13 protein-coding genes are annotated in these 12,284 nt (G+C 36.6%); 8 read left to right on the top strand and 5 right to left on the bottom strand.

The features are described 5' to 3' along the window. Positions 1 to 3: 3 nt before the first annotated feature. Both ACFOW1_RS06640 and ACFOW1_RS06635 read right to left on the bottom strand, forming a co-directional pair. Positions 4 to 888 carry a DUF58 domain-containing protein gene (locus ACFOW1_RS06640; protein WP_379013077.1) on the bottom strand — a complete coding sequence of 295 codons (885 nt, stop codon included), beginning with the start codon at positions 886 to 888 and terminating at the stop codon, positions 4 to 6. Positions 889 to 985: 97 nt separating this feature from the next. Beyond that, positions 986 to 1,981, bottom strand: a complete 996-nt coding sequence (locus ACFOW1_RS06635) for an AAA family ATPase (RefSeq protein WP_379013075.1) — start codon at positions 1,979 to 1,981, stop codon at positions 986 to 988. Between the two features lie 214 nt (positions 1,982 to 2,195). Between ACFOW1_RS06635 and ACFOW1_RS06630 the strand changes: the two genes are divergently transcribed. Beyond that, positions 2,196 to 2,819 (top strand): DUF4159 domain-containing protein, encoded by a 624-nt coding sequence (locus ACFOW1_RS06630; RefSeq protein ID WP_379013074.1) that lies wholly within the window; start codon positions 2,196 to 2,198, stop codon positions 2,817 to 2,819. A gap of 119 nt (positions 2,820 to 2,938) precedes the next feature. Continuing rightward, the gene (locus ACFOW1_RS06625; protein ID WP_379013072.1) at positions 2,939 to 3,583 is read left to right on the top strand and encodes a porin family protein; all 645 of its coding nucleotides are present in this window, start codon (positions 2,939 to 2,941) and stop codon (positions 3,581 to 3,583) included. Between the two features lie 60 nt (positions 3,584 to 3,643). Here ACFOW1_RS06625 and ACFOW1_RS06620 read toward each other — a convergent pair whose 3' ends face one another. Continuing rightward, positions 3,644 to 4,960, bottom strand: a complete 1,317-nt coding sequence (locus tag ACFOW1_RS06620) for a gluconate:H+ symporter (protein WP_379013071.1) — start codon at positions 4,958 to 4,960, stop codon at positions 3,644 to 3,646. 41 nt (positions 4,961 to 5,001) lie between these two features. On the opposite strand from ACFOW1_RS06620, the gene ACFOW1_RS06615 reads away from it, so the two are divergent. Beyond that, a complete protein-coding gene (locus ACFOW1_RS06615; RefSeq protein ID WP_379013070.1) occupies positions 5,002 to 5,505 on the top strand; it encodes a gluconokinase in 504 nt (167 codons plus the stop codon). Positions 5,506 to 5,516: 11 nt separating this feature from the next. Here ACFOW1_RS06615 and ACFOW1_RS06610 read toward each other — a convergent pair whose 3' ends face one another. After that, positions 5,517 to 6,533 carry a LacI family DNA-binding transcriptional regulator gene (locus tag ACFOW1_RS06610; protein WP_379013069.1) on the bottom strand — a complete coding sequence of 339 codons (1,017 nt, stop codon included), beginning with the start codon at positions 6,531 to 6,533 and terminating at the stop codon, positions 5,517 to 5,519. Between the two features lie 224 nt (positions 6,534 to 6,757). Here ACFOW1_RS06610 and kduI point away from each other — a divergent pair, with 224 nt between their 5' ends. The 5 genes from kduI (at position 6,758) to ACFOW1_RS06585 (ending at position 11,586) form a co-directional block, all read left to right on the top strand. Further along, positions 6,758 to 7,606, top strand: a complete 849-nt coding sequence (gene kduI, locus ACFOW1_RS06605) for a 5-dehydro-4-deoxy-D-glucuronate isomerase (protein ID WP_379013067.1) — start codon at positions 6,758 to 6,760, stop codon at positions 7,604 to 7,606. Between the two features lie 45 nt (positions 7,607 to 7,651). Then, positions 7,652 to 8,473 (top strand): SDR family oxidoreductase, encoded by an 822-nt coding sequence (locus ACFOW1_RS06600; protein WP_379013065.1) that lies wholly within the window; start codon positions 7,652 to 7,654, stop codon positions 8,471 to 8,473. 105 nt (positions 8,474 to 8,578) lie between these two features. Then, entirely contained in the window at positions 8,579 to 9,883 is a 1,305-nt protein-coding gene (locus tag ACFOW1_RS06595) for an MFS transporter (RefSeq protein WP_379013064.1), read from the top strand. Between the two features lie 456 nt (positions 9,884 to 10,339). Beyond that, on the top strand, positions 10,340 to 11,020 hold the full coding sequence (locus ACFOW1_RS06590; protein ID WP_379013063.1) for an SGNH/GDSL hydrolase family protein: 681 nt from the start codon (positions 10,340 to 10,342) through the stop codon (positions 11,018 to 11,020). A 71-nt stretch (positions 11,021 to 11,091) separates the two neighbouring features. Next, entirely contained in the window at positions 11,092 to 11,586 is a 495-nt protein-coding gene (locus ACFOW1_RS06585) for a DUF937 domain-containing protein (protein WP_379013062.1), read from the top strand. A gap of 54 nt (positions 11,587 to 11,640) precedes the next feature. Here the strand turns inward: ACFOW1_RS06585 and ACFOW1_RS06580 are convergent, their stop codons facing one another. Further along, positions 11,641 to 12,165, bottom strand: coding sequence for a DUF4199 domain-containing protein (locus ACFOW1_RS06580; RefSeq protein ID WP_379013060.1), 525 nt, complete (start codon positions 12,163 to 12,165; stop codon positions 11,641 to 11,643). Positions 12,166 to 12,284 lie beyond the last annotated feature (119 nt).

The following is a 12,284-nucleotide window of genomic DNA, read 5'->3' as shown; positions in this document are numbered from 1 at the left end:
GCGTTATATCAGTTTACTTCGTTGGTTTAAAAAATCTTTCAAAGCCTTATCCACAGGCAGTTTCGTATTTATTAAGGTATAGGCAATACCTTTACTTAATAGTTGTTCTTTAATATTGTTTAAATGCTGCTGCAACTTATCAGTATATTCTTTTTTCGATATACTACTACCAATACTTATTTGCTGCCCTGTTTCTAAATCTTCTAGGTAAGCATAGCCTTCGTAGTTTAATGTTAATTCATTATCGCCCATTAAATGCAGTACCAATATCTCGTTTTTATAAGTAGCTAAGCTATTGAGCAATTGCATCATTTCACCAGCTTCTTCATAAAAATCTGTTACCACAACTAGCAATTCTCTTGTTTTATTGGCTGCTATAAGTTGCTTGTAGTGTATAGGATCTGTAAATTTACCTTGCGGTTCTATGGTTTCTAGTTGGTAGTAAAAACGCTTTAAGTGCTGTGTATCTTTTTTACTAGGCAAGGCAAATACGCCATCTTCTTTAAACACATACAAACCAATGGCATCGCCTTGTGTACTAGCTAAATAGCCCAAACAAGCAGTCATATATTTGGCATAATCTATTTTCCTAAAGCCACTATCTGTATGGTTCATAGAGTTGGTAGCATCTATTACAAACCGTACAGAAATACTGGTATCTACTTCCGATTCTCTAATATAATAGCGGTCACTTCTGGCATACATTTTCCAGTCTAGCCAGCGCAGGTCATCACCGGGCTCGTATATTCTATATTGGCTAAATTCTAGCCCCTGCCCCTTTACATTACTCTTACTAATGCCCATCATAAAACTGTCAATAGTAGTCTTAGCTGCTAATTGCAGATTTTTGATGGATACAATAATTTGAGGATTTAATAATTGAGACATGTGGTAATATAATAATTCGATAATGAGATAATTCGATAACAACGTGATGTAATATTAGCTGTCAATTGCAATATCCAATTATCACATCATCACCTTATCAAATTGCCCTCGCTACTTCTTTCAACAATACTTTGGTTACATCGTCTGTAGTAATGTTTTCAGCTTCAGCTTTAAAGTTCATTAGTAAGCGGTGCCTTAGTACTGGCCTTGCCATTGTTTGTATATCTTCTACCGTTACAGCATAACGACCTTTAAACAAAGCCCTTGCTTTGGCAGTTAATATCAAAGCTTGCCCCGCCCTTGGACCAGCACCCCAGCGTACCCATTCTTTTACATAAACTACTGTAGTGGTATCGGGCCTTGTAGCACGTATCAGGTTGCTAACATAATTAATTAATTCCTCACTAATACTTACCTCACGTACCAATACCTGCAATTGCCTAATGGCATCGCCACCAATAATAGGGTTAATGGTTGTTTTTTTACTACTAGTAGTACTAGCGAGTATTGCTGTTTCTTCGGCTTGAGATGGATAACCGATGCGTATGTATAATAAAAATCTATCTAGCTGCGCTTCTGGTAAAGGATATGTACCCGATTGTTCAATAGGGTTTTGTGTAGCTAATATAAAAAATGGTCGGTCTAACGGATACGTTTGCCCACCATAAGTCACTTCAAATTCCTGCATGGCTTCAAGCAAGGCAGATTGTGTTTTAGGAGGTGTTCTGTTTATTTCATCAGCTAATACTATGTTAGCAAATAATGGCCCCTTATTAAATTTAAAAAAGCGTTTACCTGTAATATGATCTTCTTCCAATATCTCGGTACCTACAATATCAGTAGGCATTAAGTCGGGTGTAAATTGGATACGCTTAAAGCTCAAATCCATAGCTTGACTAAGTGTTCTTACCATCAAGGTTTTTGCAAGGCCAGGCACACCTTCTAGTAAGCAATGTCCACCAGCCAACATCGCTATAATAATTTCTTCTAACACTTCATCTTGCCCTACAATAATTTTTTGAATTTCTTGCTTTAGTAAGGGTAGTTTTTGTAGCAATGTAGTTATCTCATGTTCTTGTTGCGCTAAACTCATGCGTTTGGTATGGGTTATCTTCTTTAAAAAATAGTAAAACAAACACGATGTGTTGCTTTGTTACTTGCTTAGGTTGGTAAAATAGTAAGAAACCAATAAAATTGAACATAAAATCCACTATCGGTAAGGATAATTGATAAGTGTGGGTTATTTTGACCACAGTTTCATACCAATGGCATCATCGCCAAGGTGGCTATGTAGCACTTTCAATAATATGAGTAAGCAAAAATTTACATTCGTTCGTTTAAAATATCGGTCAGGTGATTGGGATACCGATCAGCGCATGCCTATTAATATATTAAACTCTTTAATTGAATACACTACTATACCGGTAAACCCACAAGAAAAAGTAGTAGAACTCAGTAGCAGTGAGCTATTCAACTATCCTTTTTGTTATATGAGTGGGCATAAATTGGTACAGTTTGATGCCTTAGAAGCTGAACACTTTAAGCGCTATGTATTGAATGGGGGTTTTGTATTTGTAGATGATTGTAATCACGATATTGATGGCCTCTTCGCAAAATCTTTTGAACAGCAAATGGCTGTTTTGTTTGGGGCAGATGGCTTAAAGAAAATACCTAAAACACACGCGGTGTACAGTTCTTTTTTTAAGTTTGAAAAAGGCCCACCCAATACTGCTTTTGAGCTAAATGGTTGGGGTGATGATTTAATACACGATTATCTTAAAGCCATAGAAGTAAAAGGCCGCATTGGTGTGCTGTACAGCAATAAAGACTATGGTTGCGAGTGGGATTATGATTTTAAAAACAAGCGCTTTCTATCTGAAGACAATACTAAGTTTGGCGTTAATATTATTGTGTATGCGATGAATAGTTAGGCTTAAAACAACTAAAATATATTACAAATATTTTATTTTTAATATTGCATATTTTCTTTCCCTATCTTCTTTGGCACGGTATTCTATACTTTAAGTAGTAGTACTAAAAAATGTATATCATGAAAAAGACAATCACAACAGCAGCGATGCTGTTTATCACAGTAGTGGGTTTGTATGCGCAAGAAGCTAGTAGATCTAACACAACCAATGGCTTTCATTTTGGTTTAAGAGCAGGTGTTAACCTTGCAAACATTATTAAAACTAACGACAATAACTTTTCTACACAACTGAAACCTGGCTTCAATGCTGGGGCTTTTGTAGAATTGCCTATTGTAAATGGTTTTAGCATTCAGCCCGAATTACAGTTTGCACAAAAAGGGTATAAAACCTCAGGTAGTTCGGCACTTTTTGGTGCTTATGACTATAACGTAACTACCAACTATGTGGAAGTGCCATTATTAGCCAAGTTTTCGCCAAGTAAATCTTTTGCAATTGTTGTGGGACCGCAACATTCGTTTTTAACGTCTACCAAAACCAATTTTACAAGTGGTAATACTTCTTATCAACAACAAGTGCAAAACGATAATAACAATCTTAAAAAGAATATTCTTGGTGGTGTAGTGGGTTTAGAAGCAGTTACAAGTAATCTCGTATTTGCAGCACGTTACAACTTAGATTTTCAACAAAATAATGGTGATGGTAGCAGTACCACACCTACCTACAAAAATCAAGTGATTGCCCTAAGTATTGGGGTCCGTTTCTAATTATTCCATGTACTATGGCGGCTGCCCTATTGGGCAGCCGTTTTTTATATAGCTACCGCTCTATCTATAAATACAAGCCTGTATTACCATCACCCCTATCAGCCCTACCACCGAAACGATGGTTTCCATTAATGACCAAGATCTAAAAGTGTCTTTAAGGGAAAGGTGAAAATATTCTTTAAACATCCAAAAGCCTGGGTCATTAACATGAGAGAAGAACAAACTACCCGACCCGATAGCTAATACCATTAAGGCTGGCGATACGTGAAAGCTAGCCATTAATGGCGCTAAAATACCCGCAGTAGTTAACCCGGCTACGGTAGCTGACCCTAAGCTAACCCTGATGGTGGCTGCAATACACCAACCTAATACCAAGGGGTGTACTTGCCAAGTGGTAAATATTTGGGCTATTTGCTGGCTAGCACCACTATCTATTAGCACTTGCTTTAGTGCGCCTGAACCGCCAATAATTAATACAATCATAGCAATATCTTTTACCCCCGTCTCAAATAAATGCAGTAAATGCCCCATGCTATGCCCTTGACTTTTGCCCAACGTAATACTAACCACTATTAGTGTTATCAACATCACCATTGGCGGTTCGCTTATCAGCTTCGCATAACTTGCAATGGGGGCTGTTGGTGGCACTAGCAAGCCAACAATACTAGTAATGGCAAGTAAACCTACAGGCAATAATGCCGAGATAAAACTGTTAGCTACACTTGGTAAGCGGCTAGGTAATTCGTTTGGGGTAAAGGTTTGACTATTGCTAATAGGTTGAATTTTTTTTAAAGTTTGTGCAAATAATGGTCCTGCGATAATGATGGTAGGTATAGCAATGGCAATACCGTAGAGTAAGGTTTGCCCCATGCTTGCGTGAAAGATTGTAACCAAAGCAGCAGGCGATGGATGCGGTGGCAGAAAGCCGTGTGCTACCGATAAAGCTGCCATCATGGGTAGACCTACATACACGGCTGGTAGCTTGTACTGGTACACCAATGCAAAAATGATGGGAATAGCTAGCACAAAACCTACATTGTAAAACAAAGGAATGCCTATAATAAAACCTGTACATACTAGCCCCCATAATAAGTAGCGCTTACCAAACAAGCGCACCATAGTATTCGCTATTACTTGCGCTGCACCACTTTCGGCTACTAATTTACCCACCATCGCGCCAATACAAATAATAATGATGATAGACCCTAGCATATCGCCGATGCCCTTTTGTAACGTAGCTGCCAAATCACTAGGCTTTATTCCTAATAATAAGCCTGTAATAATAGATACGATGAGAAATGCGATAAATGGGTTTACTTTTAGCACAGCAATACACAATATCAACAATAGTAAACTTGCTAATAATATTAATAACATAAATAATTAGTCGTTAGACTTTAAAGATAGTAGCAAACAATATGCATACAGAAAAAAAAATAGCTTTTGTGGTATTGGGTGTAAGTGGTGTGGGTAAAACTACCATTGGGCAAATGCTGGCGGCAGCTACAAGCCTTCCCTTTTTTGATGGAGATGATTTTCATCCACAAGCTAATATTGATAAGATGGCGGCAGGTGTGCCTTTAACAGATGCTGATAGGCAAGGCTGGCTATTGCAGCTACACCAATTATTGCAGGCGCAATTACAATTGAAAGGTTGTGTACTGGCTTGCTCGGCATTAAAACAACAGTACCGAGATGTACTTAATAATGGCTTAGGTAATGCAGTAGTATTTGTATATTTACAGGGTAGTTATGAAGAAGTATTGCAACGCCTACAACAGCGCAAAGGACATTTTATGCATACCAGCCTATTACAAAGTCAATTTGATGCATTAGAGCCACCAACAGATGCCATAACTGTGGCTATTACAAAAACTCCCGAAGCAATTGTACAAGACATTCTAACATCTGCGACTTGGTAGCAAATGAAAGACTATTTATTTTTAATAGATGACTCACGCACGATTAACGTAGAAGGAAATACATTATCTAAAGGTTGCATGCCTCGTTTCTTTTTTTCTAATTGTTGAAACAACACCATAGCAGCAGCTTTGCCTATCTCAAAAGCAGGTTGCGTAACGGTGGTTAATGCAGGCACTAAAAACGAAGCAGCATCCATGTTGCTAAAACTTACAAATTTTAGCTGGTCTGGCATCGTAATACCTAACTCTTTACACACTTTATAAGGATATAACGATAATGTTTCTACCGATGAGAAAATACCATCTGGTCTATATTCATTTTTTAAAATATTGGTCAAAGTTGGTTCTACCACCGCATCATCGTTTAGTTCTATTACCCAATTGTCTTCTATTGGTAAATGGTAATCTTTACAAGCTTGTATGAAACCTTTTTTACGATACTTGGTATTGGTTTGATGCAGAAAGCGTGTAATGTGCAGTGGTTTTTTGCAGCCCTGTTCTATTAAGTGAACCGTAGCTTTATACGCACTGTTGTAATCGTCTGTGGTAATTTTTGTGGTTGAAAACGATTCGCCAATTCTATCAAAAAATATCACCTGAATACCTGCTTGTATCAATTCTTCTATATGCGAATGATCTTTGGTATTAGAAGCGATGCTCATGATGACACCGTCTACCCTACCACTTTGTAAGTGATGTAATATCGATTTCTCTTTATCGTAATCATCGTGGGTAAGGTAAATCAACGCATGGTAATTATTTTCTTGCGCGACTACTTCTATACCACTAAACACTTTAGCGAAAAAGTTATTAGATACCTCAGGTACAACAATACCAATGGTTTTTGTTTTGTTTTTACGCAAGCTACCTGCATATGGGTGTGGTTGGTAATTGAGCTTTTCGGCTAGTGCTTTTACTTTATCAATAGTTGCTTTACTTATCTCATGGCTGTCTCTTAAAGCACGAGATACCGTTGAAGCAGAAATATTTAATTCTCTAGCAAGTCCTTTAATATCAATCTTCGCCATAATCGTTAAATCTATGCCTTCAAAGTAACGATATTGCTTCTACATATTTTCAAACTTTGGTTTTAAAAAACCGAATTGTGATTAAATTTAGACAATTTATAAACCGAAAACGTTTCCGCAAAAAAGTTATTCACTACCATTTATTTTAATCAACTTACGCCCCAATTGCTTGATACTAACGCGGCTCAAGCATGTGCAAATTATATTAATTTAAATTCCTTCTAATGAGTGCTACTTCGCTAAAAACCTTGCACAGCGTACATTATAACGACGCCAAACATTATACAACTCAACAACTAAGGGAACAATTTTTATTAAGTGGCTTAGAAAAGGATGGAGCCATTGAGCTTATCTATATGCACTACGACCGTATGGTAGCTGGTATAGCAAAACCTACTAGTAGCGCATTGAGTTTACCAACTTACATAAACCTAAAAAGTGACTATTTTTTAGAAAGAAGAGAAATAGGCATTATTAACACTGGTAGCGGGAAAGGTACTGTAATAGCTGATGGCACAAGCTACAACCTAAGCAAGTACGATTGCTTATACATAGGTAAAGGCGTTAAAGAAGTAACATTTGCAAGCGATAATGCAAGCGAGCCTGCTATTTTCTTCTTACTATCTACACCGGCACACCAAACCTACCCTACCACTTTAACGACCATAGCAGAAAGTACAGTGCTAGAACTAGGCGCTAAAGAAACCTGCAACGAAAGGAGTTTGTGTAAATACATACATAACGATGGTATACAAAGTTGCCAACTGGTAATGGGTATTACCATGATAAAAAGCGGTAGTGTATGGAACAGCGTACCACCACATACACATGACAGACGCAGTGAAGTATATTTTTACTTTGACGTAAAAGAAGACCAACGTGTATTTCATATGATGGGCGAACCACAAGAAACAAGACATTTAATTGTGGCTAACAACGACGCAATTGTATCGGCTAGTTGGGGTGTACATTTTGGTTGTGGTACAGGTAACTACAGCTTTATATGGGCTATGGCAGGCGAAAACAAAGAATTTACCGACATGGATGCTACACCAATAGCAACGTTGAAGTAGTAGTGCGGATAATAATTTTAAATTCTGATTTCAAATTTTAAATTCATGAATATTTTAGAGTCTTTTAGCCTAAAAGGCAAAGTAATAGTTGTAACAGGTGGTACAGGTATATTAGGTGGTGCATTTATAGATGCTATTGTAGAAGCAGGTGGTACAGTGGGTATTTTGGGTAGAAAAAAAGAAGTGGCAGAAGAACGTGCTGCTGCTATCAACGCTGCTGGTGGTAAGGCATTGGCTTTGGTAGCCGATGTACTAGACGAGGCACAGTTGCGTGTATGTAAGCAACAAATGCTTGATGCATTTGGCAAAATAGATGGCCTTGTAAATGCAGCAGGTGGTAATATGCCCGATGGTGTATTGCAACCAACAGAAGATGTGTTTAGCATGAGCATAGAAGGTATGCGTAGAACGACTGATATTAACCTTTGGGGCACTATTATACCTACACAGGTATTTGGTGACGCCATCGCAAAAACAGGCAATGGTAGCATTGTAAATATTTCATCTATGAACTCGAAAAGAGCGATTACCAAAGTACTAGGTTACAATATGGGTAAAGCGGCGGTAGATTGTTACAACCAATGGTTTGCAGTAGAAATGGCCAATAGATATGGTGATAAAATTAGAATGAACGCTTTAGCACCAGGCTTTTTCTTAACTGAGCAAAACCGTTATTTATTAACCAAGAAAGAAGGCGGCTACACAGAACGTGGTGAAGCGGTAATAAAACAAACACCATTTAAACGCTTTGGCAATCCTGATGAATTACAAGGTGCTATAGTATGGCTATTAAGCGATGCTAGCAAATTTGTAACGGGTGCGATGATTTGTGTAGATGGTGGATTCTCAATTTTTGGTGGGGTGTAAGAAGTGAGACGTCAGTAGTCATTGGTTAGCAGTAACTATTGTACAAAACACAAATCATTTGCTCTTCCAATCATAAATTTCAAATTATCAATTTAAAGTTGCTATATGACAGAAGTAAACGAATCAATAGGTAAATATCGGTGGACGATTTGTTCATTAGTATTTTTTGCCACTACTATCAACTACCTAGATAGAGCCGTTATTTCATTGCTGAAACCTTATTTAACCGAGCAGTTTCACTGGAATGCTGGTGATTATGCAGATATAGAAATAGCTTTTAAATTTTCATATGCGCTTGGTTTAATTGGCGCAGGTCGTGTGGTAGATAGACTAGGTACGAAGTTGGGCTACGGTTTGGCTACTTTTTTATGGAGTCTTGCTGCTGTAGGTCATGCTATTGTTAAAAGCACATTAGGCTTTGGTATTGCACGTGCTTTTTTAGGTGTAACAGAAGCTGGTAATTTTCCTGCGGCTATTAAAACAACGGCAGAGTGGTTTCCTAAAAAAGAAAGAGCATTTGCAACGGGTATTTTTAATTCTGGCGCTAATATTGGTGCTATTGTAGCGCCGCTAACTGTGCCTTTAATAGCTGAAAGTTTTGGCTGGCAAGCAGCTTTTTTAATTACTGGTTCTATTGGTTTTATTTGGTTAATACTGTGGTTTATTGTTTATGATATACCCGCTAAACACAAACGTGTAAAGCAAGCAGAACTTGATTACATTAATAGTGATATAGAAGATCAAAACTTAGTTGAAAATAAAGTACCTATTTCTTGGGGTAAGCTATTGAGTTTTAAGCAAACTTGGGCCTTTGTGATAGGTAAATTTTTAACTGATCCTATTTGGTGGTTTTACCTTTTCTGGTTACCAGATTTTTTAGGAAAGCAATATGGTTTAAAAGGTACACAAGTAAGTTTACCTGTGGCTATTGTGTATATTATGTCAAGCATTGGAAGCATTGGCGGTGGTTGGTTACCACTACGCCTCATCAATAAAGGTATGGTATCTTTTAAGGCTCGTAAAACATCAATGCTGATATATGCATTTTGTGTATTACCTATTGTATTTGCACAAATACTAGGCAACATGAATATGTGGTTTGCCATAATTGTAATAGGTTTGGCAGCAGCGGCACACCAAGCTTGGAGCGCTAATATTTTCACCACAGTATCAGATATGTTTCCTAAACGTACCATTGGTTCTGTTACAGGCTTAGGCGGCATGGCTGGTGGTTTGGGCGGTATATTATTATCTGCTTTAGTACAAAAAAGAATGTTTGTGTATTATGAAAGCATTAACCAAATACAAACAGCTTATTACATTATGTTTTTTATATGTGGTGGTGCTTATTTATTGGGTTGGTTAATTATGCATATACTAGTGCCAAAAATGAAAATGGTAGAAGTATAACTACAATCATAAAATTTGTATAAAGCCGTTGTTACGCTTGTAACAACGGCTTTTTTATTTGCAAAAATTACACGTACAAATAGATGCATTGCTTTACTTTGTAACAGGATTATTTAAAACAATTTTCTAACGATATGTTATTGCAAACACCATGAAAACAAATACACGCTAACATTTTTCGAAATTTGATCCCTCACTAAATAACTCGATAAACCATCATATAATGATTAAGCAGCGCTACTTTATTATATAGCTTTACATAATTATGCATTTAATAATTGTTCAGAGCAAATAAAGCGCCACTGGAAAACTTGTTTATCAGTCTATTTTGGATAAAGATCAGTTTTTATATAATAAAGACCAACTAAATTTCGCCTTACTAAAGGTTCAAACTAATAGATTAATTTTTTCAGAATATTGAGAATATTTAATTTTTAATTGAAAAATAACCATAACATGAAACATCTAACAATTGCTATCACTATCATTGCTATTACCTGTATGTCTTTTATCGCGCAGCAAAAGAAAACAAGAGTGGTATTTTTTGGCGACTCTATTACGCAACAAGGCGCCGCAAAAAACGGCTATATACCTAAAATGGATAGCCTTATTAAACTACAAGGCTTAGGCGATTATTACGAATTAATTGGTGCCGGTGTAGGCGGCAATAGAGTGTACGATTTATACCTACGAATAGAAGAAGATGTTTTGGCTAAAAAACCTGATGTAGTGGTTATATATATAGGTATTAACGATGTGTGGCACAAGACTACTTCTGGTACAGGTACTGAACCTAAAAAATATGAACAGTTTTATAGAGCCATTATCAAGAAACTACAAGCACAAAACATTAAGGTAATATTGTGTACACCAACGGTTATTGGGGAACGAAATGACACGACAAATTTGCAAGATGGCGACTTAAATTTTTATAGTAAACTGGTAAGAACTATTGCAGAAAGCTTATCATTACCGATATGCGATTTACGCGCAGCATTTACTGATTATTTAAAAACTAATAATCCACAAAATTTAGATAAAGGTATTTTAACAGTTGATGGCGTTCACCTTACAAACGCAGGTAACTTATTAGTTGCCAATGAAATGTGGAAAACCATTTATGCGAATAGTAAATAATTGATAACATTTGACACTTGCTATATCACAAAAAATACTCTCAATTTGTAAATAATTAAATCCTAAACAACATGTTAGACAATTTATTAGACTTAGTTAAACAACACGCAGGCGATGCCATTATTAACAACCCTGCCATACCAAACGAGCAAAATGATGAAGTCATTTCTTCTGCAACTTCATCTATTGTTGATGGCTTAAAAAATGCAGTGAGCAATGGTAATATTGGCGACATAACAAGCCTATTTAGCGGTGGTAATGTTGCTAATAGCAGCATTTTACAAAATATTCAAGGAGGGTTTGTGGGCGATTTAATGAATAAGTTTGGCGTAGACCCAAGCACTGCTACCAATATTGCAGGTAATTTGATACCTAATGTATTGCAAAAATTTGTAAATAAAACCAACGACCCTAACGATAGTAGCTTCGATTTACAAGGCATATTAAGCCATGTAGGTGGTGGCAGCTTAGACGTTCAAAGCTTAATTAGTAAGTTTACAGCTGGTCAAGAAAGTGGTGGTGGCATCATGGATACCTTAAAAGGCTTTGGCTTATTTGGCAAATAATTAAGAGCTTTAACTTAAAATCGAGGCTTAAACTATGTTTAAGCCTCGATTTTTTTATGCCTTTTTCTTCTTTAAAATAAGCGCACTTATTAAAGTAATAACAATACCAAGCGGCAATATCTCCACATAAGTCATAAAGATTCTGTACAATGGATTTTTATACTGCACTTTAAAGTTATTCATTTCGGTAGTTGTTTTGGCAAGTTCTATTGCAGTTACGCCTTTAGCTTTAGCCGCTTCAATCATTTTTACAGCATATTTATCGCCAAAGTCTGGAAAGAAAAGATGATAATCTATTTCCCATGTCAACACATAAATAGTTGAAGCAACCAGCACAATTAATATACCTATTTGGAACGCTTTACCAAAACTAATCACTCCAGCATTTTGCTTATTTCTAAAATTCCAAATGCCTACAAATGCCATTGAAAAAGCAACAATCATGGCTGTAAAACCATAAATCATGCCTTGAGTCATATTTGCATTGGGATTGTTGCAGTACATTCCTGTGCTAACTACCATTACAGTACTAACAATAAGACCGGCAATTAAGCCATAAACGACAATAATCTTTTTCATGTGTTTAGGTTAATTTGGTTTTATATATTTTGATGCTGTAAAACTGTGGTATTTGTTATTAACTACCAGCAACTTTAGACTGATTCTAGTACAAAAGCCATAATTCATACTAAAGTTGT

The organism is Parasediminibacterium paludis (assembly GCF_042651445.1).
Classification (GTDB): Bacteria; Bacteroidota; Bacteroidia; order Chitinophagales; family Chitinophagaceae; genus Parasediminibacterium; species Parasediminibacterium paludis.
This window is presented reverse-complemented; position numbering and strand designations above follow the sequence as displayed.